The sequence below is a fragment of the Pseudogulbenkiania sp. NH8B genome, from assembly GCF_000283535.1.
GTDB classification, from domain to species: Bacteria; Pseudomonadota; Gammaproteobacteria; order Burkholderiales; family Chromobacteriaceae; genus Pseudogulbenkiania; species Pseudogulbenkiania ferrooxidans.
This window is the reverse complement of sequence record NC_016002.1, coordinates 1,354,291-1,377,450: the sequence shown is the minus strand read 5'-3', so window position 1 is coordinate 1,377,450 and position 23,160 is coordinate 1,354,291. Positions and strand designations below refer to the sequence as shown.

Here is a 23,160-nt window from a genome sequence, read left to right as displayed (position 1 = left end):
AAAAACGGTTGATCGGGAGGCAGGCCCGCGCCGCGGGCCTGCCTCGACCGGCTAGCGGATGAACTCGTCGGCGGCGTCGAGCAGCATCAGGCAGGCGTACTCGGCGAAGCTGCGCCGCACCACCAGCTGGTACAGATCCTCACCGATGTGCAGCACGGTGATGCCGGCCTTGAAGAAGTGGCTCTGCGTGCTGCAGCCGACCGGGAGCACCTTGGGGTGCAGGTCGAGCGGACAGCCCTTGGCCAGCACCTCGCGCACGCGCCGGCCGGACAGTTCGAACACGGTGTAGCCGCTGCTGACGTCGACCACGGCGTGGTGCTCGCCGGCCATCGCCTGGCGCAGCGCCCGCTCCAGCTCGGGGCCGGTCTCCTCGACCGACTGGATCAGCCACTCGTCCGGCCCCATCCATACCGCGCTGCAACCGCCGGCCGAGGCCGCCATGGCCTGGCCGCTGGGCAGGGCCAGCTGCAGCACCTCTTCCACTGCGCCGCGGAAGGCTGGCGAGTCCGGGTCGCCACGCAGCGTGACGTGGGTCATGAAGGCGCGTTCGACCAGGCCGAAGTCTTTCGGACCCTTGACGAAGGCCGTGGCCAGTTTCGACTTGATGCCCACCAGCGGGGCTTCCTGAATCAGCTGATCAGACATGTTGGCGTCCTCCTTCGACGTCGTAGAACACCGGGCTGCACACTTCGACTTCGATGCTGCGCCCGTCCCGCAAGGCCACGTAGACTCGCTCGCCGTGGCGCGACTGCCCGCCCTTCATCACCGCCATGGCGATGGAACGCGCCAGGATCGGGCTGAAGTAGCTGGAGGTGACGTGCCCCAGCATCGGCGTCATGCCGCCGCTGGTGGGCTGGGCGACGATCTGCCCGCCTTCCGGCAGCACGCACGCCGGGTCGAGCGGCTTGAGGCCGACCAGCTGCTTGCGGTCGTGGCGGCGCGTGTCGGAGCGGAACAGCGAGCGCTTGCCGAGGAAGTCCTTGGCCTTGGACACCATGCCCTCCATGCCGAGGTCGATCGGGCTGACCGAGCCGTCAGTGTCCTGGCCGACGATGATGTAGCCCTTCTCGGCACGCAGCACGTGCATGGTCTCGGTGCCGTAGGGGGTGATGCCGAACTCGGCCCCGGCCGCCATCAGCGCCTCCCACACCTTGCGGCCGAGGTTGGCCGGCACGTTGACTTCGTAGGCGAGCTCGCCCGAGAAGCTGATGCGCATCACGCGCGCCGCCACCCCGGCCACGGTGCCGTTGCGGTAGCTCATGAACGGGAAGGCCTGCGGCGCGAAGTCGATGTCGCTGCACACCTTCTGCAGCACGCGGCGGCTGTTCGGGCCGGCCACGGCGAAGGTCGCCCAGTGGTCGGTGACGGTGGTCAGGTGCACCTTGAGGTGCGGCCACTCGGTCTGCAGCCAGCGCTCCATCCAGTTCAGCACGCGCGCCGCGCCGCCGGTGGTGGTGGTCATCAGGAAGTGGTGCTCGGAGAGGCGCGTGGTGACGCCGTCGTCGAACACCATGCCGTTCTCGTCCAGCATCAGGCCGTAGCGGCACTTGCCGACTTCGAGCTTGCTCCACGGGTTGGTGTAGAGCCAGTTGAGCAAGGTGGCGGCGTCCGGGCCCTGGATGTCGATCTTGCCGAGCGTGGAGGCGTCGAACATGCCGACGCTGTTGCGTACCGCCAGGCATTCGCGCGCCACGGCGGCATGCAGGTCTTCCCCGTTCCTCGGGAAATACCACGGGCGTTTCCACTGCCCGACGTCCTCGAACAGCGCGCCGTGCTCGACGTGCCACTCGTGCAGGCAGGTCTTGCGGATCGGGTCGAGGTAGTCGCCCAGTTCGCGCCCGGCGATGGCGCCGAAGCTGACCGGCGTGAAGTTCGGGCGGAAGGTGGTGGTGCCGGTTTCGGGAATGCTCTGCCCCAGCACCTCGGCCAGGATCGCCATGCCATTGATATTGCCGAGCTTGCCCTGATCGGTGCCGAAGCCCATCGCGGTATAGCGCTTGACGTGCTCGATCGAGTGGTAGCCTTCGCGCGCCGCCAGGTAGATGTCGGCGGCCGAGACGTCGTTCTGGAAATCGACGAACTGCTTGTCGCTTCGGCCAACCTTGTCGCGGTCGCCGACCAGCCACAGCGGCAGCAGCGGGGCCTCGCCCTGCTCCTCCACCGACCAGGCCGGCAGTCTGGGCAGCGCGAACCCCTCCAGTTCGAGCGAGCGGCGCGCGGCCTGCACCGCCCCGCTCAGGACCCGGGCCAGGCTGAAGTCGCCGTTGCAGGCGCCGGCGCTGATTTCGGCCTGTACCGACTGGCCCGGCACGAAGCAGGCTTTCTGCTCGTCCCAGCGCGCCTTGCCGCCCGACTGGGCGAACAGGTGCAGCACCGGGTTGAAGCCGCCCGACATCGCCAGCAGGTCGCAATCGAGGCTGCCGGCGTCGCCGGCGAGGCGGCCGCCCTGGTAACGGCTTAGCGTGACGCGGCTGACGCGCAGATCGCCGCTGGCATGGCTCACCACCGTGCCGTACTTCACCTCGATGCCGCGCCGGCGCGCCTGCTGCGGCAGGTCGCCATAGCTGGCGGTGCGCGGATCGACCACGGTGACGCGGGCGCCGGCCTCGTACAGATCGAGCGCGGTCTGGTAGGCCTGGTCGTTGTTGGTGAACACCACCGCGCGCTTGCCCGGCAGCACGCCGAAACGACGCAGGTAGGTCGACACCGCGGAGGCGGTCATCACCCCCGGCCTATCGTTGTTGGCGAACACCAGCGGGCGCTCGTGGGCGCCGGTGGCGAGGATCACGCGCTGGGCGCGCACCTTCCACACCCGTTCGCGCACGCCCTGGCGCCGCGCCAGCGGCAGGTGGTCGGTCTTGCGCTCGCAGAGGGTGAGCAGGTTGTGGTCCTGGTAGCCGAACACGGTGCTGCGCCGCAACACCTGCACCTCGGGCATCGCCGCCAGTTCCGACTCGATCCGCGCCACCCACTCCAACCCCGGCAGGCCGTCGATGCTGGCCGGCTGGCTGAGCAGGCTGCCGCCCAGTTCCGGCTGGTTGTCGGCGAGGATGACGCGGGCACCGGCGCGGCCGGCGACCCAGGCGGCGGCGAGCCCGGCCGGACCACCCCCCACCACCAGCACGTCGCAGTGGGCGTAGCGCTTGTCGTAGCGGTCGGTGTCGAGCACGGTCGGCGCTTCGCCCAGACCGGCGGCCTCGCGGATGAACTCCTCGTACTTCGGCCACATCTTCTGCGGCCACATGAAGGTCTTGTAGTAGAAGCCGGCCGGGATGAAACGGGCGATCTTCTGGTTCACCGCGAGGCGGTCGTTCTCCAGGCTCGGCTTGGCGTTGACGCTCTTCGCGCTCAGCCCGTCGTACAGTTCGAGCTCGGTGGCGCGGGCGTTGGGCACCTCGTAGGCGCCGGATTCGAGCTGCACCAGCGCATTGGGCTCCTCGACGCCAGCGGTGATGATGCCGCGCGGGCGGTGGTACTTCCAGCTGCGCGCCACGAAGTGCACGTCGTTGGCGAGCAGCGCCGAGGCAAGGGTGTCGCCCTCGACGCCCTGGTAGGTCTTGCCGTTGAAGTGGAACGTCAGCGGGACGGCGCGGTTGATGCGGCCGCCTTGCGCAATGCGGTTAGTCTGCGCCATGAGAGTCTCCCGACGCGCCTGCCCCGATGGGGTAGGTACGGATGAATTGGTAGGTCACGGTGTCGCGCTCGGCGTTGAACCAGCGGCGGCAGCCGGAGGCGTGGAACCACTGCTCCTTGTGAACACCCTTGGTGTTCTTGCGCATGAACACGTAGTCGCCCCACGCTTCGTCGGACAGCTTCTCGCTCTCCAGCGGGCGCACGATGTCGGCTTCGCCGCCGCAGCTGAATTCGCTCTCGGCGCGCGCCCCGCACCAGGGACAAGTAATCTGCAACATGGTGGTTCTCCTGATCAGTGGGCGACCGCCGCCGCACCGTGCTCGTCGATGAGATGGCCGGAATAGAAGCGGTCCAGCGCGAACGCGGCGTTGAGCGGGTGCGGGTTGTCGGTGGCGATGGTGTGGGCGAACACGTGGCCCGAGCCCGGCGTGGCCTTGAAGCCGCCGGTGCCCCAGCCGCAGTTGAAGTAGAGCCCCTTGACCGGGGTTTTGCTGATGATCGGGCAGGCGTCCGGCGAGACGTCGACGATGCCGCCCCACTGGCGGTTCATGCGCACGCGGCTGAAGATCGGGAACATCTCGACGATCGCCTGCAGCGTGCCCTCGATGGTGTGGAAGCTGCCGCGCTGGCCGTAGCCGGTGTACTGGTCGATGCCGGCGCCGATCACCAGGTCGCCCTTGTCGGACTGGCTGATGTAGGCGTGCACCGCGTTGGACATGATCACCGTGTTGATGACCGGCTTGATCGGCTCGGACACCAGCGCCTGCAAGGGGTGGCTCTCCAGCGGCAGGCGGATGTCGGCCATGGCCGCCAGCACGCTCGAGTTGCCGGCCGCCACCACCCCGACCTTCTTGGCCTTGATGAAGCCGCGCGTGGTTTCCACCCCGACCACCGCGCCGTTTTCGCGGCGGATGGCGGTGACTTCGCAGTTCTGGATGATGTCGACGCCGCGCTGGTCGGCGCCACGGGCGTAGCCCCAAGCCACCGCGTCGTGACGCGCCACCCCGGCGCGCGGCTGGAACGACGCGCCCAGCACCGGGTAGCGGCTGTTGAGGTTGATGCAGGGCACGATCGCCTTGATCTGCTCCGGCGTCAGCACCTCGGCGTCGACGCCGTTGAGGCGGTTGGCCCCGACGCGGCGCTCGATGTCGCGCATGTCCTGCAGGGAGTGGCCGAGGTTCATCACCCCGCGCTGGCTGAACATCACGTTGTAGTTGAGGTCCTGCGCCAGCCCTTCCCACAGCTTCAGCGCGTGCTCGTAGAGCTGCGCCGCTTCGTCCCACAGGTAGTTGGAACGCACGATGGTGGTATTGCGCGCGGTGTTGCCGCCGCCCAGGTAGCCCTTCTCGATCACCGCCACGTTGGTGATGCCGTGCTCCTTGGCCAGGTAGTAGGCGGTGGCGAGGCCGTGGCCGCCGCCGCCGATGATCACCACGTCGTACTCGCGCTTGGGCTCGGGACTACGCCAGGCGCGTTGCCAGTTCTCGTGGTACGAGAGCCCGTTACGCACCAGGCTGAAAATGGAATAACGTTTCATAATCTCACCTCAACACTCGATGACGTTGACGGCCAACCCCCCGCGGGAGGTCTCCTTGTACTTGACCTTCATGTCGGCGCCGGTCTCGCGCATGGTCTTGATGACCTTGTCGAGCGAGACGTAATGCTTGCCGTTGCCCTTGAGCGCCATGCGCGCGGCGTTGACCGCCTTGATCGCGCCCATGGCGTTGCGCTCGATGCAGGGAATCTGCACTTGGCCGCCGACCGGGTCGCAGGTCATGCCGAGGTTGTGTTCCATGCCGATTTCCGCGGCGTTCTCGATCTGTTCCGGGGTGCCGCCCAGCACGGCGGTCAATGCCGCCGCCGCCATCGAGCAGGCCACCCCGACCTCGCCCTGGCAGCCGACTTCGGCGCCGGAGATCGAGGCGTTTTCCTTGTAGAGGATGCCGATCGCCGCCGCGGTGAGCAGGAAGTCCATCACCCCCTGCTGGGTCGAGCCGGGCACGAATTTGGTGTAGTAGTGCAGCACCGCCGGGATGATGCCGGCCGCGCCGTTGGTCGGCGCCGTGACGATGCAGCCGCCGGCGGCGTTCTCCTCGTTCACCGCCATGGCGTAGAGGTTGATCCAGTCGATCATCGACAGCGGGTCGCGCAGGCTGGCCTCGGACTGCGCCTTGAGCGTCTGGTACAACTCGGGCGCGCGCCGCTTGACCTTCAACGGCCCCGGCAGCACGCCTTCGGTGGCGCAGCCGCGCTTGACCGCCGCCGCCATGGTCTCGGCGATCGCCAGCAACTGCTGGCGGATCTCGTCCGGCTCGCGCCAGGCCTGCTCGTTCTCGAACATCAGCTGGGCGATGCTCAGGCCGCTCTCGCCGGTAAGGCGCAGCAGGTCGAGCCCGGACTTGAACGGGTGCGGCACCGGGCGCGACGGCATCAGGCCGTTGAGACGGCGCCCGGCCGCATCAATGACGAAACCGCCGCCGACCGAGTAGTACACCTCCTCCAGGAGCGGGGTGCCGGCGGCGTCGCTGGCGATCAGGCGCAGGCCGTTGGTATGCGCCGGCAGGTTCTCGCGCGGCAGGAACACCAGACGCGCCTTTTCGGCGAAGACGATCGGGTGCGTCCCCATCACCTTGAGGCATTGCGTGGCGCGGATCTCGGCCAGGCGGGCCTCGGCATAATCCGGGTCGATCTTGTCGGGCACATTGCCCTCGAGGCCCAGCAGTACCGCCTTGTCGGTACCATGCCCCTTGCCGGTGGCGGCCAGCGCGCCGTGCAGCCGGACATCGACCGCCGCCACCCGGGGGAACACGCCGCACTGCTGCAGGCGCTCGGCAAAGTGCTGGGCGGCGATCATCGGGCCGACGGTGTGCGAACTGGAGGGTCCGATACCGATCTTGAACAGGTCGAATGTGCTGACGTTCATGGTGGTCTCTCAGCGTCCCTGGTAGACGGGGAAGTCGCGACACAGAGCACCCACCTGGGCGCGCACCGAGGCGATAACCTCCTCGTTGCCGAGGTGGTCGAGCACGTCGCAGATCAGCGTCGCGGTGCGTGCCGACTCGTACTCGGTGAAACCGCGCGTGGTGATCGCCGGCGAGCCGATGCGGATGCCGCTGGTGACGAACGGGCTTTGCGGGTCGTTCGGCACGGCGTTCTTGTTGACGGTGATGTGCGCCCGGCCCAGCGCCGCGTCGGCGTCCTTGCCGGTGATGCCCTTGTTGATCAGCGACAGCAGGAACAGATGATCGTCGGTGCCGCCGGACACTACCTCGTAGCCACGCTCCTGGAACACCGTGACCATGGCGCGGGCGTTGGCGATGACCTGCTGCTGGTAGGCCTTGAACTCGGGCTGCTGCGCCTCGAGGAAGGCCACGGCCTTGGCGGCGATGACGTGCATCAGCGGGCCGCCCTGGATGCCGGGGAACACCAGCGAGCTGAACTTCTTCTCCAGTTCCGGGTTGCTTTTGGCCAGGATCAGGCCGCCGCGCGGGCCGCGCAGGGTCTTGTGCGTGGTGGTGGTGACGACGTCGGCGAACGGCAGCGGGTTCGGGTACAGCCCGGCGGCGACCAGGCCCGCGACGTGCGCCATGTCGACGAACAGGTAGGCGCCCACCGAGTCGGCGATTTCACGGAAACGGGCGAAGTCGAGCACCCGGGCGTAGGCGGAGAAGCCGGCCACGATCATCTTCGGGCGGTGTTCTTCGGCCAACCTTTGCACTTCGTCGTAGTCGATCAGCCCGGTGTCCGGGTTGAGGCCGTACTGCACGGCGTGGTAGAGCTTGCCGGAGAAGTTGACCTTGGCGCCGTGGGTGAGGTGGCCGCCGTGCGCCAGGCTCATGCCGAGCACGGTGTCGTGCGGCTCCAAGAGCGCCATGTAGACCGCGGCGTTGGCCTGGCTGCCGGAGTGCGGCTGCACGTTGGCGTAGTCGGCGCCGAACAGCTGCTTGGCGCGGTCGATGGCGAGCTGCTCGACCACGTCGACGTGTTCGCAGCCGCCGTAGTAGCGCTTGCCGGGGTAGCCTTCGGCATATTTGTTGGTGAGCACCGAGCCCTGCGCCTGCATCACGCGCGGACTGGTGTAGTTTTCGGAGGCGATGAGCTCGATGTGGTCTTCCTGGCGCTGGCGTTCCGCCTCCAGCGCGTTCCACAGGGCGTCGTCGAACCCCGCAATGATCTGATCTTGCGAGAACATCCTGCTATCTCCTTTGTATTTCTTGTCTTTGTCTCCGGCGGCAGTCGAGTGCCGCCGGAGTTACTGCCATCAATCCGGATCAGGCCTTTATGATGTTGTGCTCAGGGCCGTACTTGAAGCCGGTGATGTTCTCGGCGCCGTTCTCGTGCACCACCAGGATGTCGTGCTCGCGGTAGCCGCCGGCGCCCGGCAGGCCTTCCGGCAGCATGATCATCGGCTCCATCGACACCACCATGTTCGGTTCGAGCACGGTGTCGATGTCCTCGCGCAGTTCCAGCCCGGCTTCACGGCCGTAGTAGTGGCTCAGCACGCCGAAGGAGTGGCCGTAGCCGAAGGTGCGGTACTTGAGCAGGTCGTACTTCTCGTAGATCTTGTTGAGTTCCTTGGCGATGTCGCCGCAGCGCGCGCCCGGCTTGATCAGCTCGAGACCGGCCTCGTGCACCTCGACGTTGATCTGCCACAGGCGCAGATGCGCGTCCGGGCAGTGGTCGAAGAACATGGTGCGTTCCAGCGCGGTGTAGTAGCCGGAAATCATCGAGAAGCAGTTGAGGCTGAGGATGTCGCCCTTCTGCACCTTGCGCGTGGTCACCGGGTTGTGGGCGCCGTCGGTGTTGATGCCGGACTGGAACCAGGTCCAGGTGTCCATCAGCTCGGAGTCCGGGAAGCGGCGGGCGATCTCGCGCACCATCGCCTGGGTCGAGGCCAGCGCCACCTCGTGTTCCGGCACGCCTTCGCGCACCGCGGCGGCCAGCGCCGCGCCGCCCACGTCGCACACATTGGCGCCGTGCTTGATCAGGGCGATTTCCTCGTCCGACTTGATCATGCGCATGCGCATGGTGGCGGCGCTGATGTCGACGAACTCCACCGACGGCAGCGCGGCGCGCAGCTTGTTCAGCGCCTCGACCGGCAGCTGGTCGTACTCGAGGCCGACGCGGCCCTTGTTGGGGATTTCCTGCTGCACGGCGCGGTAGAAGTTGTCGCGCTGCCAGTCGGTGTAGACCACGTTGTAGTCGCCGACGGTACGGCGCCACGGCTGGCCGCCGTCGATGTTGGCCGAAATCGACACCACCTTGTCGCCGGTCACCACCAGGCCGTACTTGCGGCCGAACGAGCAGTACAGGAAATCGGCGTAGTAGTTGATGTTGTGGTACGAGGTGAACAGCACGCTGTCGATGTTCTGACTGGCCATCAGCTCGCGCAGCTTGCGCTGGCGGTTGGCGTACTCGGCGTCGGAGAAGGTGTGCTTGGCTTTCTCACCGTTCTCGATTTTGATCAGACTTTCCAGTTCCATTTACTCTCTCCTCTTGTGATGTGTTGTCACGGCTGGTGAGGTAGATAGTAGGGTTCTGGAACAAATTGAAATTCCTGTTTACGACAAAATACTTTCTGTATACGTTAAAAGCAGACCGCCACGGCCCGCCGCGCCTCCGCCCCTCGGTCGCCTTCAAGCAGGCGTGACGAACGTCTGGCCGCGGCGCCGCGAATCGGGCACCATCGCCTGTTCACTCACCCCCGAACACCACTCGGCCACCGCCTCGATAACGTCATGAACCACGCCGCCACCCCGATGCCGGACGGCATCCACGACCTGCGGGTCAGCACCTTCGGCTTCCTGCTGGTCAAGGACTTTTCCCTGATCGCGCTCAGCACCGCGGTGGACCCGCTGCGCATCGCCAACATGGTGGTGGGCCGCAAGGTCTACACCTTCAAGCTGCTCTCGGTGGACGGCGACTCGGTCACCTCCAGCGACGGCATCCGGGTGTTCACCGAAGGCACCATCGCCGACAACGAGGTGTTCGACACCGTGTTCGTGGTCGGCCCCAACCCCATCCCGCAGCCGCGCAACCTCGGCATCACGCGCTGGCTGCGCTACCAGGAAGGCAAGGGCGCGGCGCTCGGCGGCATCGATACCGGCAGCTACTACCTGGCGCGCGCCGGCCTGCTCGACGGCTACCGCTGCACCATCCACTGGGAAGACCAGGACTTGCTGGTGGAACGCTTCCCCAAGCTGATCGTCTCCAACCGCCTCTACGAGGTGGACAACAAGCGCTACACCTGCAGCGGCGGCGTCGCCCCGCTCGACATGATGGTGCAGCTGATCAGCCAGCCGCCCGGCACCCGCAACCTCGGCGCACGCGTGCTGGAACTCCTGGTGGCGGAAAAACGCAGCCACGAACAGCGCCAGCGCGCCTCGCTGCGGCAATACCAGGGCACGGAGCTACCCAAGCTGGAAGAGGCGCTGCAACTGATGGAGAGCAATATCGAAGAGACGCTGTCGATCGCCGAGATCGCCGCCTATCTCACGGTCTCGGTGCGGCAGCTGGAACGCTGGTTCCACGAACGGCTCAACAAGACCCCGGCCCAGGCCTACATGGAAATCCGCCTGCTGCGCGCGCGCCAGCTGCTCTACCGCACCGCCAAGCCGCTCGAAGAGGTGTGCGCCAACACCGGCTTCGTCTCCACCACCCACTTCGCCACCAAGTACAAGGCGCAGTTCGAGATCTCCCCGATCACCGACCGCAAGCGCTATCAAGGCATGCTCTGAGCCTTGCGGCTCAGAGCCAGTTCACGATCTTGCTGCGCATCCCTGATCGGGGCTCATGTGCTGCTCTGTGCGTGCGAATCTCCTGTGGAGATTCGCTCAGCCATGATCCTCACGTACTCCAGTACATTCCGGTTTCTGTGCGGCTCTTCACCCGCTGAGGGCTGCTCGCGACAGATCGTGAACCGGTTCTCAGGGCTCCGGCTCTTATGGACAGAGGAACAAATTGTCGCGAGCCAGCCTCCATCCTTGCCTACACTGGAACGGTCGTTTCCGGCACGTCGCCGTGAAGACCCACCCGAGGAGAACAGCGTGAACGATGCACCCAAAATCCTGGCGTTTGCCGGCAGCGCCCGCAAAGATTCCTGGAACAAGAAGCTGGTGCACATCGCCGCCCACGGCGCCCGCGCCGCCGGCGCCGACGTCACCCTGATTGACCTGCGCGACTTTCCCATGCCGCTCTACGATGGCGACGAGGAGAGCGAGAACGGCATACCGGACAACGCCCTGCGGCTGCGCGAACTGATGCTGAGCCACCAGGGCCTGCTGCTCGCCTCGCCGGAATACAACGGCTCGATTTCCCCGCTGCTGAAGAACACCATCGACTGGACCACGCGCCAGGTCGACGGCAGCCCCGGCCTCGCCCCCTACACCGGCAAGGTGGCGGCGCTGCTCGCCGCCTCGCCGGGCGGCTTCGGCGGCCTGCGCGGCCTGGTGCACGTGCGCGCCATCCTGGGCAACGTCGGGGTGCTCGTGATGCCGGAGCAACTGGCGGTCGGGGTCGCGCACGAGGCGTTCGGCGCCGACGGCGCCATGGCCAATCCCAAGCAACAACACGCCGTGGAAGAACTGGGCGCCAACCTGGCCAAGCTGCTCGCCAAGCTGCACGGCCTGTCGCTGGCGCCGGAATCCACCGAACGCCGCCACGACCTGACCCGGCTGCGCTGACACATACCGCCGTAAGAACCTGTTTACGATGTGCTGCGCATCGGCGATACAGCGTTAAAAACGACTTCGGAATGCTCATTTACCCCTCGTAAACGCCGCTTCCTCAGCCGTTTTTGCCTTGTCTCGCGCTAGCTCGCGAGATCGTACACAGGCTCTAAGAGCCTGTTCCAGCGCAGCATCCAGCCGCACCCGGCCGCAGCGGCGAAAAGACCTGGAACAGGGTCCAAGGTAACAACGCGCCAAGGCCCGCTGCACGCGGGCTTTGTCGCCTCGGGAGGCCGCGGCCCCGGACACGCCAGAAACCAACTGGCTCCCCGACGCAGCGCTCCGGCCTGGCGGCGGCGCGGCATCATGGCGCGGGCCGCGCCAGGCAAGCCCGGCTCAGCCCTGGCCGAGACCCGGACGCAGAAATCGTGCCGCCCCCGGCATCGCACGCCGCCGCACACGCGCTCGATGGCATCTGCGCCACACCCAGTCCGCCGCCCCCTACCCCTCCGCTATTTATGCAACAGCCGCGCCACCGCCCGAAACTTTTCTTGCTTTCCATTCAAACTTGTATGATAACCTGATGACAAGATTACAAGACGTAAAAACCCCGCGTGGCTGACCGCTCTCGACGGCCGCGCCGGGGCACCGCATCACCCCACAGTTCAGAAAATCGAGTGCAGGGCCGACCTCCGCCCCACTCGAGACAGACGGAGACAGAAGATGAGTAAAACGCTTGGAGTCATCGGCCTCGGCTCGATGGGGTTCGGGGCCGCGCAAAGTGCCCTGCGCCGCGACGTCGGCACCTGGGGTTTCGACCTCAATCCGCAGGTGTGCGAGCGCTTTGCTGCCGAGGGCGGCAAGGTGGCGGGCAGCCTGGCCGAGCTGGCGCGGCACAGCGACGTGGTGCTGGTGCTGGTGGTCAACGCCGCGCAGACCGAGAGCGTGCTATTCGGCGACGACGGCATCGCGGCCCATCTCAAGCCGGGCTCGGTGGTGGTGACCGCCGCCACGGTCGACCCCATCCGGCCGCCGCAGTGGGAAGCGCGCCTGGCCGAGCGCGGCGTGTTCCTGATCGACGGCCCGGTGTCCGGCGGCGCGGCCAAGGCCGCGGCCGGCGAGATGACGGTGATGGCGTCGGGCAAGCCGGAAGCGTTCGCCGCCGCCGGCGGGCTGCTCGAGGCCTACGCCGGCAAGATCTACCGCCTGGGCGACAAGGCCGGGGTCGGCTCCACCGTGAAGATGGTCAACCAACACCTGGCCGGCGTGCACATCGCCGCCGCCTGCGAGGCGATGGCGCTCGGCATCCGCGCCGGCGCCCGTCCCGACGAGCTGTACGAGGTGATCTGCAACTCGGCCGGCATGAGCTGGATGTTCCAGAACCGCGTGCCGCACATCCTCGCCGGCGACTACACCCCGCTGTCGGCGGTCAACATCTTCATCAAGGACCTGGGCATCGTGCTGGATGCGGCACGCCAGCTCGCCTTCCCGCTGCCGCTCGCCTCCGCCGCGCACCAGCTCTACCTCGGCACCGCCGCCGCCGGCCACGGCCAGGAAGACGACAGCGCCGTGATCAAACTCTACGCCGCGCTCACCGGCATCGAGCTGCCGCAAGGCAAGGAGGCCGCATGATCCTCGGCGTGATTGCGGACGACTTCACCGGCGCCACCGACGTCGCCAGCATGCTGGTGCGCGCGGGTTTGAAAACGGTGCAGGTGATCGGCGTGCCGGACGGCCCGGCGCCCGAGGCCGACGCCGTGGTGGTGGCGCTCAAGTCGCGCACCAACCCGGCTGACGAGGCCGTGCGCGATTCGCTCGCGGCCCTCGAGTGGTTGCGTGCCGGCGGCGCGCGCCAGTTCTACTTCAAGTATTGCTCCACCTTCGACTCCACCGCCGAGGGCAATATCGGCCCGGTGACCGAGGCACTACTGCAGGCGCTCGGCAGCGACTTCACCATCGCCTGCCCGGCCTTCCCGGAAAACGGCCGCACCGTGTTCCGCGGCCACCTGTTCGTCGGCGACCAGCTGCTGTCCGACTCCGGCATGCGCCACCACCCGCTCACGCCGATGACCGACGCCAACCTGGTCAACGTGCTGCAGGCGCAAGTCTCCGGCCGCGTCGGCCTGGCACGCTACGACAGCGTGGCGCAGGGCACGGCCGCGCTGCAGGCACGCTTTGCCGAACTGCGCGGCAAGGGAGTGCGCTGCGCGGTGGTCGATGCGATTTCCAACGACGACCTGCGCGTGATCGCCGCCGCCTGCGCCGAGCTGCCGCTCATCACCGCCGGCTCCGGCGTGGCACTCGGTCTGCCCGAGGTCTACGCCGCGCGGGGTTGGGTGACACCGGATGCCCGCGCCGCCGAGCTGCCCGCCGTGGGCGGACGAGCCGCGGTGCTGTCCGGTTCGTGCTCGCAGGCCACCAACGGCCAGGTGCAGCACTGGATAGACGCCGGCCGCCCCGCCCTGCGCCTCGATCCGCGCGAACTGGCCGCCGGCCGGCCGCTTGCCGAAGAGGCGATCGCCTGGGTGCTGGCGCAAGCCGAACCGGCGCTGGTCTACGCCACCTCGCGCCCGGAAGACGTGCGCGCGGTGCAGGCCGAGCTCGGCGTCGAGCGTGCCGGCCAGCTGGTGGAACAGTGCCTGGCGCAGATCGCACACGGCTTGGCCGAAAACGGTGTGCACCGTCTGGTGGTGGCCGGCGGCGAAACCTCCGGCGCGGTGGTGCAGGCGCTCGGCGTCAGCCAGCTGCGCATCGGCGCCGCCATCGACCCCGGCGTGCCGTGGACCCAGGTGGAGGGCCGGCCGCTGCTGCTGGCGCTCAAGTCCGGCAACTTCGGCAGCGTCGACTTCTTCGGCAAAGCCTTGCAGCAGGTGCAGTGACATGACGCCCGATCAAGACTTCCTGCGCCAGGAGATGTGCCGCGTCGGGCGCTCGCTGTTCGAGCGCGGCTACGTCCACGCCAGCGCCGGCAACATCAGCGTGCGGCTGGACGATGAACAAGGCGGCGGCTTCCTGATCACCCCCACCGACGCCTGCCTGGGCTTTCTCGAGCCCGAGCGCATCGCCTGGGTGGATGCCGCCGGCGAGCAGCAAAGCGGCGACCGTGCCAGCAAGACGCTGGCGCTGCACCGGCGCATCTACCAGGCCGAGCCCGAGGCGCGCTGCGTGATCCACACCCACTCCACCCACCTGGTGGCGCTGACGCTGCAAGGCGTGTGGAGCGAGGCCGACATCGTGCCGCCGATCACGCCGTACTTCGTGATGAAGGTCGGTCACGTGCCGCTGATCCCCTACCACCGCCCCGGCGCCCCCGAGGCGGCGGAACGGGTGGCGGAAAGCATCGCCGCGGCGCGCCGGCGCGGCGTGCCGATCCGGGCGGTGATGCTGGAGCGGCTCGGCCCCAACGTCTGGCACGACAGCCCGGCGGCCGCGATGGCCACCCTGGAGGAACTGGAAGAAACCGCCCGGCTGTGGCTGACGGTCAGCCCCCGTCCGGCGCCCCTGAGCGAACAACAGATCGAAGAATTACGGCGCACCTTCGCGGCGCGCTGGTAAGACGGCTGGGAGACCAGTCACGCTGCACCCTGGCCCGTTCCAGGTAATGACAGTGCGTCACCAATAAAAACAACACGGTGACGCACATTAACGACAGTAGAGGAGACATTACCATGAGCAGTATTGCCCAGCAGCAAACCGGCACGGCCATCATGAGTCGTGAAGACAGTGTATTCAGCAAGGTATCGTGGCGCATCGTGCCACTGATCATCCTCTGTTACGTGGTGTCCTATCTCGACCGCGTCAACGTCGGCTTCGCCAAGCTGCAGATGTCGCAACAGCTCGGCTTCAGCGAAACCATGTTCGGCCTCGGCGCCGGCATCTTCTTCCTCGGCTACTTCCTGTTCGAAGTGCCGAGCAACCTCGCCCTGAGCCGCTTCGGCGCCAAGGTCTGGATCGCCCGCATCATGATCACCTGGGGCCTGGTCTCGGCCGGTTTCGCCTTCGTCAACACGCCCACCGCGTTTTACGTGATGCGCTTTTTGCTAGGGTTGGCCGAAGCCGGCTTCTACCCCGGCATCATCCTCTACCTGACCTACTGGTACCCGTCGCACCGGCGCGCCAAGATCGTGGCGATGTTCATGTCGGCGATCCCGGTCTCCGGCATTTTCGGCAACCCGCTCTCCGGCTTCATCATGGATGCCTTCGGCGGCGTGGGCGGCTGGGCCGGCTGGCAGTGGATGTTCCTGATCGAAGCGGTACCGGCGGTACTGGTCGGCCTGGTGGTGCTGTACTACCTCGACGACTCCGTGGCCAAGGCCAAGTGGCTGAGCGAGGAAGAGAAGAGTGTGGTGGCCCAGGCCATCGCCGAAGACACCAAGCACAAGGACCACAGCGCCCACGCCCTGAGCGCGTTCAAAGACGCCCGGGTGTGGTTCATGAGCCTGATCTACTTCTGCTTCGTGATGGGCCAATACGGCCTGACCTTCTGGATGCCCACCTTCATCAAATCGACCGGGGTCACCAGCAACCTGTCCATCGGCGTGCTGAGCGCCATCCCCTTCCTCTCCGCGATCATTGCCATGAACGGCTTCGGCCGCAGCGCGGATGCCCGCCGCGAGCGCCGCTGGCACCTGGTGATCCCCGCCATGATGGGCACCGTCGGCTTCGTCGTCGCGGCATCGTTTACCCAGAACACCGCCGTGTCCCTGGTATTCCTGTCACTGGCCGCGGCCGGAGTGCTGACCTGCGCCCCGCTGTTCTGGTCCCTGCCGACGGCCTTCCTCGGCGGCACGGCCGCCGCCGCCGGCATCGCGGTGATCAACTCGGTCGGCAACCTCGCCGGTTTCGTCAGCCCCTACCTGATCGGTACACTCAAGGACATGACGGGCAGCACCGCCGCCGGCATGTACGTGCTCGCCGGCAGCCTGGTGGTGGGGGCCATCGCGGTATTGCGCACGCCGGCCAAGCTGGTTAACCGCTAAACCTGTTGTCAACACGGCGACAGAGACCCGATTCGACGCTGCGTTCCGGGCGCCTGGTCTGTGGTCTCTTCGCCGATGTCGCCATCCAGGTTACCCATTGCTTGACCATTCATTAGCTGAAGCAAAGAGATCACCATGCCGCAATTTGCCGCCAACCTGACCATGATGTACACGGAACACGACTTTCTCGACCGCTTCGCCGCGGCCGCCCGGGACGGGTTCCGCGCCGTGGAATATCTGTTTCCCTACGACTACCCGGCGGCCGACATCGCCGCCCGCCTCGCCGCCCACGGCCTGACCCAGGCGCTGTTCAACCTGCCGCCGGGCGACTGGGCCGCGGGCGAACGCGGCATCGCCGCCCTGCCGGGACGCGAGGAGGAATTTGCCGCCTCGGTGGAGCGTGCGCTGGAATATGCACACGCCACCGGCTGCCGCCGCCTGCACGCCATGGCCGGACTGGTGCCACAAGGCGCCGACCTCACCGCCCTGCGCGCCACCTTCGTCGCCAACCTGCGCCACGCCGCCCGCCGCTGCGCGGAGCACGGCATCACGCTGTTGATCGAGCCGATCAACCAGCGCGACATGCCGGGCTACTTCCTCAGCCACCAGCAGCAGGCACACGACATCGTGGCCGAGGTGGGCGAGCCCAACCTGAAAGTGCAGATGGACTGGTATCACTGCCAGATCATGGAAGGCGACATCGCCATGCGCCTGCGCCGCCACCTGGCCGGCGTCGGCCACGTGCAGATCGCCGGCGTGCCGGAGCGTCACGAGCCGGACAGCGGGGAGCTGAACTACCCCTACCTGTTCGCGCTGCTCGACGAACTGGGTTACGACGGTTACATCGGCTGCGAATACCGCCCGCGCAACGGCACCTCGGCCGGGCTCGCCTGGTTCCAACCCTACAAGGAGGCACAACGATGAAGCTCTTGATTACCGGCGGCGCCGGTTTCATCGGCGCGCGGCTGGCGCGCACCCTGCTCGCTCGCAGCGAACTGGCCGGGCGCGCGATCGAACGGCTGGTGCTGGCCGACTTGGTGGCCGCACCCGACGACCTGCGCGCTGACCCGCGCGTGGAAGTACGCGTCGGCACCGTGCTCGAGCTGGCCGAAAAGTTGAACGGCGAGCGTTTCGACGGCGTGTTCCACCTTGCCTCGGCGGTGTCGTCCGAATGCGAGGCCGATTTCGAGCTCGGCCTGCGCTCCAACCTCGACAGCGCACGCGTACTGCTCGACGCCCTGCGTGCCGCCGGCAATGCCCCGCGCTTGGTGTTTTCCAGCTCGGTGGCGGTGTTCGGTAGCGACCCGGCGCTGCCGCTGCCGGCGGTGGTGCGCGACGACACCCTGCCCACGCCGCAGTCGTCCTACGGCGTGCAGAAGTTCATCTGCGAGCAGCTGGTGGCCGACTACACCCGCAAGGGCTTCATCGACGGCCGCGTGGCGCGGCTGATGACGGTCTCGGTGCGGCCGGGCCGCCCCAACGGCGCCGCCTCCAGCTTCCTCTCCGGCATCATCCGCGAACCCCTGGCCGGCCAGGAAGCGATCTGCCCGGTCTCTCCCGACACCGAAGTGGCGCTGGCCTCGCCGGCCAACACCATCGCCGGGCTGATCGCGGTATTCGAAGCCAGCCGCGAGGCCTTCGGCGGCCGCACCGCGCTCAACCTGCCGGCCCTGACGGTGCGCGTGCAGGACATGCTCGACGCGCTGGAAAGCGTCGGCGGCAGCCAGGCACGCTCCCTCGTGCGCTTCGTCCCGGACGACACCATCGCCCGTATCGTCGGCAGCTGGCCGGCGCGCTTCGAGTCGCCGCGCGGGGAACGCCTGGGGCTCAAGGCCGACACCGATTTCCGCAGCATCGTCGAGCAGTACCTCCGCGATTTCCCCGCTGCCGTTCGGCCTGCCTGACCCGTTCCCGATCATCCATTTTTCTTTTCCGCATGCCGGCCTGGCCCAAGCCGACTCAACGTTGGCCGAAGCCGTGCCGCTGCGGCACGGCGGCAGCGTCAAGCCGGACCATGCCGCGGCGCGGTTCGCCATGGCGGATAGCGGTGGGGGATTTGATCGGGAGCGCCGCGCTCGAGGCGAAGTCGGTGCGGTCGATCTGCCGGGCCGTGCCTTGAGCACGGTCGATACGACCGTCTCGGCCGTCTGCAGAAAGGGGGATGCGGCGGCGGGGTGAGGCGGCCCGCCGCATCTATCTGGACGTCAGCGCATGCGCAGCGTTTGCGCCAGCTTTTCGCCTTCCTGGTCCCAGAACGCCGGGTCGGCAGCGCGGATACGGCGAATCGCGTTATCCATATGGGAGGCGGCGACCTTGCGCGCGCGCGCCGGGTCGCCTTGTTCGATGGCGCTGACGATGGCGTTGTGCTCGTCCTGCACTTCCTTGAAGAAATCCTCGCGGCGCGCTTCGTTGGCCCGCGTCACCTGGGTGGCGCCGCGCAGGTACTGCGACAGGTAATCCAGCGTCGAAATCAGGAACGGGTTGCCAGCAGCCGCGGCGATGCTGCGGTGAAAGTTCACGTCTTCCTCCACCCCGTCGCGACCGCTTTTCGCCGCCTCGGCCAATGCGGCCACGGCGGTGCGGATCGCCGCCAGATCCTGCTCGCTGCGACGCGCCGCCGCCAGGCCGGCTGCCTCGGCCTCCAGCACGCGCCGCACCTCGGCCATCTGCACCACCGCCTCCATCGAGGCGGTATGCGCCGCATCGAACGAGAGCGGACGAATCCCCGGCTCCTGCACCAGCACCCCATAGCCTTGGCGCGAAATGACCAGACCCAGCGACTTCAACTGGGACACCGCTTCGCGAATCACGGTGCGGCTCACCTTGAATTGATCGACCAGCTGGGCTTCGGACGGCAGCTTGTCGCCCGGCTGCAAGGCGCCCGAATGGATACCCTCGGCCAGTGCCTCAGCCACTTGCTCGGACAAACGCGCGCCGGCGTGGACGGGTTGAAACTCAAGGGCCACAACATGCCTTTCAGTTGTATGAGAAGATGATAAGAAGATAGCACTGTCAGTGGCGGCGCGTGGGGTAAAATTGGCGACACCCCAAGCCACCCCTCCCCTGTCCGGCACGCGCAGCCAGGGCATCCCAGCGTCATCCGAGTGACGCGCCACGCCGGAAAAGCAAAAAGCCCGCATTTAGCGGGCTTTTTTGAATTCTGGCGGAGAGGGGGGGATTCGAACCCCCGTTAGGGTATTACCCTAAACACGCTTTCCAGGCGTGCGACTTAAACCACTCATCCACCTCTCCAGAACTACTCTGATGTCGGCGTCGTTTGCGTTTCGTCGTCAGAGGCTGCGCAGTATATAAGCCCTTTTTACGACTGGCAAGCTTTTTTATATGCAATATGCTGCTCCAGTTCGCCAAGATATGCCGCCACCGCCTGCCTCTCCTGCTTGAGCCAGCGCCAAATCGCTGATCGGAAAGGAGAATCCCCCAGCCAGTGCGCCGAATGCGTCAACACCGGCTCGAAACCGCGGGCCAGCTTGTGTTCGCCTTGCGCCCCACCCTCGAATACCGAGAGTCCGTGGCGGATGCAGTACGCGATGCCCTGGTAGTAGCACAGCTCGAAATGCAGGCAGGAAACATCCTCCAGCGCGCCCCAGTAACGGCCGTACAGTTGGTGTCGATCCTTCAGGCACAAGCTGGCGGCCACCGGCTCGCCAGCCCGCTGCGCCAGAAACAGCACCAGGTGGTCGGCTAGACGTTCGCCGATCAGACGGAAAAACACCAGATCGAGGTAGGGAGTGGAACGGTGCTCGCGATAGGTCTGGCAGTAGCAGGCATGAAAGAATGCCCAATCATCATCGGTGATCTGCCGACCTTCCTTGACGATCACCTCGACCCCTTGTTCGGCAACGCGGCGCCGCTCCTGGCGGATCTTCTTGCGCTTGTCGCGGCTGAGTGCGTCGAGAAAATCGTTGAAGTCGCGGTAGCCGTGGTTTTGCCAGTGGAACTGCACGCCGTGCCGCTCCAGCCAGCCGGCTTCTGCCAGCATGGCCATTTCATCCTGAGCCGGGTACAACACATGCGCCGACGATAGCCCGAGCTGGCGGACCTGGCGCGGCAGTTCGGCGATCAGCATGGCCCGGGCCGCCTGCAGGCCGAGGAAGCGCGGCCCGCCGACCGGGGTGAACGGTATCGCCAGCAGCAACTTGGGGTAGTAGGCCAGCCCGGCGCGCTGGTAGGCCTCGGCCCAGGCCCAGTCGAACACGTATTCGCCATACGAGTGTGTCTTGAGATAGGCCGGCGCGACCGCCCTCAGCGCCTCGCCCTCACGCCACGCCAGATGATGCGGCTGCCAGCCGGTGGCCGCGCTCACCGCCCCGCCCTGCTCCAGCGCGGCGAGCCAGCCGTGGGCGAGAAAGGGCTGGTCGTCGGCGCGCAGCGCGTTCCACTGCTCCGCCGGCAGCCCAGCCAAGCCATTCAGCGACGCTATCGTCACCCCCGCTCCTTTCAGGAAATCGTGCCGCGCTTCAGGTAGAATCGGCCTTATTGTTGATAAACCGACGTAGCCACCAAAGATGCGTATCGCGCTCGCCCAGTTCAATCCCGTTGTCGGCGACATCGCCGGCAATACCCGCAAGATTCTCGACCTCGCCCGCCAGGCCATGGCCCAGGGTGCCGACGTGCTGGTCACGCCGGAGCTGGCGCTCACCGGCTACAGCCCGGAAGACCTGCTGCTGCGCGACCACTTCTACCGCGAGTGCAGCAAGGCGCTGGATGAACTCTTGGAGCTGGACGGCATCACGCTGGTGGTGGGCCACCCGGTCAAGCTCGGCAACGAGCGCTTCAACGCCGCCACGGTGATGCGTGACGGCAACCGTCTCGGTCAGTACCACAAGATGCTGCTGCCCAACAACGAAGTGTTCGACGAGTGCCGTTACTTTACTCCCGGCGGCGCACCGCTGGTATTCCAGCAGGACGGCGTCAACGTCGGCGTGTTGATCTGCGAGGATGTCTGGTCGCTGGATCCCGCCGCCGAAGCCGCCGATGCCGGCGCCGACGTGGTGGTGGTGCTCAACGCCTCGCCGTTCCACCGCAACAAGGTCGAAACCCGCCACGAGACGGTGCGCTACCGCGTCGAGGAGACCGGCCTGCCGTTCGCCTACGTCAACCTCACCGGCGGCCAGGACGAACTGGTCTTCGACGGCGCCTCGTTCGCGCTCAACAAGGCCGGCGAAGTGGTGGCGCAAGCCGCCGCCTACGACGATGAACTGCTGATCGTGCAGATGGCCGACGGCGACCTGCAGCCGGCCGGCAAGGCCGCGCTGCCCTGCCCGCTGGAGAGCGTGTACCGGACACTGGTGATCGGCGTGCGCGACTACATCGGCAAGAACGGCTTCCCCGGTGTGCTGCTCGGCCTCTCCGGCGGCATCGATTCGGCGCTGACGCTGGCCATCGCCTACGACGCGCTGGGCGCCGACAAGGTGCACGCGGTGATGATGCCGAGCCGCTACACCGCCGACATTTCGGTGGACGACTCGCGCGACATGGTGGAGCGACTCGGCGTGAAGTACGAGGAAATCGCCATCTGGCCGATGTACGAGAGTTTCATGGCGGCGCTGGCGCCGTCGTTCGAAGGGTTGGCCGAAGACACCACCGAGGAGAACCTGCAGGCGCGCATCCGCGGCACGCTGTTGATGGCGCTCTCCAACAAGACCGGCAAGCTGGTGCTCACCACCGGCAACAAGTCCGAGATGACCACCGGCTACTGCACGCTGTACGGCGACATGGCCGGCGGCTTCGCCGTGCTGAAGGACGTCGCCAAGACCCTGGTCTACCAGCTCTGCCACTGGCGCAACGCCCAGAGCGAGATCATTCCGTTAAGAATCATTACCCGGCCGCCCTCGGCGGAACTGCGTCCGGACCAGAAAGACCAAGATAGTCTGCCGCCCTACGATGTGCTCGACGCCATCATGGCGCGCTACGTGGAAGAGAACCTGTCCGCTGCCGAAATCATCGCCGAGGGTTTTGCCGAGGCCGACGTGCGGCGCGTGGTTCGTCTTCTCAAGATCAACGAGTACAAGCGCCGCCAGGCCCCGGTCGGTCCGCGCGTCACCCACCGCGGTTTTGGCAAGGACTGGCGCTACCCGATCACCAACCGCTTCAGCTGAGCACTGATGAATAAATCGGCGACGTACCCCCTTCCCGGCCCTGCCAGGCTCGCCGCACCACGGCTACGGCGGTGCGGCGCGAACCGGCCAGGGAACGTCCGTGACGATTTATTCCTTGAGCCCCAAACGGCTGAGGCGTAGAAAAGGATTCCATGAAGAAGCTCTTACCGATCATCCTCGCCGCCGCGTTCGCCCTGCCCGCCCACGCCGCCGCCATCGCCCAGCTGAAGGCCTTCGTCGCCGGCAGCAAGACTCTGTCGGCCAGCTTCTCGCAGGTGGTCAGCGCCAAGGGCAAGCGCGAAGAGGCCAGCGGCCAGCTGGAAATCTCCCGTCCCGGCAAGTTCCGCTGGGAATACGCCAAGCCCTACGAACAGCTCATCGTCGGCGACAGCAAGCGGCTGTGGATTTACGACAAGGAACTGGCCCAGGTCACCAGCAAGTCGCTGGACGCCGCGCTGGGCTCCAGCCCGGCCGCGCTGCTGGCCGGCAGCAACGCCATCGAGCGTGACTATCACCTGAAGGAAGCCGGCACCCAGGACGGCATCGAATGGCTCAGCGCCGCGCCGAAGAAGAGCGAGAACACCTTCCAGTCGATCCGCATGGGCTTTCGCGCCAACACGCTGGTCACCATGGAACTGCACGATAGCTTCGGCAACACCACGCTGATCCGCTTCGCCGACATGAAAAAGAACCCGGTGCTGGCGCCGTCGCGCTTCACCTTCACCCCGCCCAAGGGCGTGGACGTGATTTCGGACTGAGACC

The 23,160-nt window shown here is 66.7% G+C and carries 19 protein-coding genes and 1 tRNA gene; 10 read left to right on the top strand and 10 right to left on the bottom strand.

The features are described from left to right. Positions 1–51: 51 nt before the first annotated feature. From NH8B_RS06540 to NH8B_RS06510, 7 genes are all read right to left on the bottom strand, one after another. Positions 52–645 carry a sarcosine oxidase subunit gamma gene (locus tag NH8B_RS06540; RefSeq protein WP_014086568.1) on the bottom strand — a complete coding sequence of 198 codons (594 nt, stop codon included), beginning with the start codon at positions 643–645 and terminating at the stop codon, positions 52–54. Further along, positions 638–3,634, bottom strand: coding sequence for a sarcosine oxidase subunit alpha family protein (locus tag NH8B_RS06535; protein WP_014086567.1), 2,997 nt, complete (start codon positions 3,632–3,634; stop codon positions 638–640). Before NH8B_RS06535 ends, NH8B_RS06540 begins: the two co-directional genes overlap by 8 nt. Continuing rightward, a complete protein-coding gene (locus tag NH8B_RS06530; protein ID WP_014086566.1) occupies positions 3,621–3,911 on the bottom strand; it encodes a sarcosine oxidase subunit delta in 291 nt (96 codons plus the stop codon). Before NH8B_RS06530 ends, NH8B_RS06535 begins: the two co-directional genes overlap by 14 nt. Positions 3,912–3,925: 14 nt before the next feature. Beyond that, the gene (locus tag NH8B_RS06525; protein ID WP_008955537.1) at positions 3,926–5,170 is read right to left on the bottom strand and encodes a sarcosine oxidase subunit beta family protein; all 1,245 of its coding nucleotides are present in this window, start codon (positions 5,168–5,170) and stop codon (positions 3,926–3,928) included. Between the two features lie 9 nt (positions 5,171–5,179). After that, entirely contained in the window at positions 5,180–6,556 is a 1,377-nt protein-coding gene (locus tag NH8B_RS06520; RefSeq protein ID WP_014086565.1) for an L-serine ammonia-lyase, read from the bottom strand. 9 nt (positions 6,557–6,565) lie between these two features. Continuing rightward, positions 6,566–7,825, bottom strand: a complete 1,260-nt coding sequence (gene glyA / locus NH8B_RS06515) for a serine hydroxymethyltransferase (RefSeq protein ID WP_014086564.1) — start codon at positions 7,823–7,825, stop codon at positions 6,566–6,568. Between the two features lie 79 nt (positions 7,826–7,904). Next, a complete protein-coding gene (locus NH8B_RS06510; protein WP_014086563.1) occupies positions 7,905–9,116 on the bottom strand; it encodes a M24 family metallopeptidase in 1,212 nt (403 codons plus the stop codon). 255 nt (positions 9,117–9,371) lie between these two features. Between NH8B_RS06510 and NH8B_RS06505 the strand changes: the two genes are divergently transcribed. From NH8B_RS06505 to denD, 8 genes are all read left to right on the top strand, one after another. After that, positions 9,372–10,370, top strand: a complete 999-nt coding sequence (locus NH8B_RS06505; protein WP_014086562.1) for a GlxA family transcriptional regulator — start codon at positions 9,372–9,374, stop codon at positions 10,368–10,370. Positions 10,371–10,679: 309 nt separating this feature from the next. Next, positions 10,680–11,315, top strand: a complete 636-nt coding sequence (locus tag NH8B_RS06500) for an NADPH-dependent FMN reductase (protein WP_014086561.1) — start codon at positions 10,680–10,682, stop codon at positions 11,313–11,315. A 576-nt stretch (positions 11,316–11,891) separates the two neighbouring features. Continuing rightward, the gene (ltnD, locus tag NH8B_RS06495) at positions 11,892–12,932 is read left to right on the top strand and encodes an L-threonate dehydrogenase (RefSeq protein ID WP_369751186.1); all 1,041 of its coding nucleotides are present in this window, start codon (positions 11,892–11,894) and stop codon (positions 12,930–12,932) included. Next, complete coding sequence (gene otnK, locus NH8B_RS06490) at positions 12,929–14,179, top strand: 3-oxo-tetronate kinase (RefSeq protein WP_014086559.1); 1,251 nt, start codon at positions 12,929–12,931, stop codon at positions 14,177–14,179. The genes ltnD and otnK overlap by 4 nt, the downstream gene beginning before the upstream one ends. Before the next feature lies 1 nt (position 14,180). Continuing rightward, positions 14,181–14,855, top strand: coding sequence for a class II aldolase/adducin family protein (locus tag NH8B_RS06485; protein WP_014086558.1), 675 nt, complete (start codon positions 14,181–14,183; stop codon positions 14,853–14,855). 113 nt (positions 14,856–14,968) lie between these two features. Beyond that, positions 14,969–16,279, top strand: a complete 1,311-nt coding sequence (locus NH8B_RS06480) for an MFS transporter (protein WP_014086557.1) — start codon at positions 14,969–14,971, stop codon at positions 16,277–16,279. 135 nt (positions 16,280–16,414) lie between these two features. Next, positions 16,415–17,203, top strand: coding sequence for a 2-oxo-tetronate isomerase (gene otnI / locus NH8B_RS06475; RefSeq protein WP_014086556.1), 789 nt, complete (start codon positions 16,415–16,417; stop codon positions 17,201–17,203). Beyond that, entirely contained in the window at positions 17,200–18,183 is a 984-nt protein-coding gene (gene denD / locus NH8B_RS06470; RefSeq protein WP_014086555.1) for a D-erythronate dehydrogenase, read from the top strand. Before otnI ends, denD begins: the two co-directional genes overlap by 4 nt. A gap of 300 nt (positions 18,184–18,483) precedes the next feature. Here denD and NH8B_RS06465 read toward each other — a convergent pair whose 3' ends face one another. The 3 genes from NH8B_RS06465 to NH8B_RS06455 form a co-directional block, all read right to left on the bottom strand. Next, entirely contained in the window at positions 18,484–19,206 is a 723-nt protein-coding gene (locus tag NH8B_RS06465; protein ID WP_014086554.1) for a FadR/GntR family transcriptional regulator, read from the bottom strand. A gap of 234 nt (positions 19,207–19,440) precedes the next feature. Further along, positions 19,441–19,531: transfer RNA gene (locus tag NH8B_RS06460), tRNA-Ser, on the bottom strand. A 67-nt stretch (positions 19,532–19,598) separates the two neighbouring features. Further along, the gene (locus NH8B_RS06455) at positions 19,599–20,726 is read right to left on the bottom strand and encodes a GNAT family N-acetyltransferase (protein ID WP_014086553.1); all 1,128 of its coding nucleotides are present in this window, start codon (positions 20,724–20,726) and stop codon (positions 19,599–19,601) included. Between the two features lie 79 nt (positions 20,727–20,805). Here NH8B_RS06455 and NH8B_RS06450 point away from each other — a divergent pair, with 79 nt between their 5' ends. Together NH8B_RS06450 and lolA are read left to right on the top strand one after the other, a co-directional pair. Beyond that, positions 20,806–22,398, top strand: a complete 1,593-nt coding sequence (locus NH8B_RS06450; protein ID WP_014086552.1) for an NAD+ synthase — start codon at positions 20,806–20,808, stop codon at positions 22,396–22,398. Positions 22,399–22,550: 152 nt separating this feature from the next. Further along, positions 22,551–23,156 carry an outer membrane lipoprotein chaperone LolA gene (gene lolA, locus NH8B_RS06445; RefSeq protein WP_014086551.1) on the top strand — a complete coding sequence of 202 codons (606 nt, stop codon included), beginning with the start codon at positions 22,551–22,553 and terminating at the stop codon, positions 23,154–23,156. Positions 23,157–23,160: the final 4 nt, after the last annotated feature.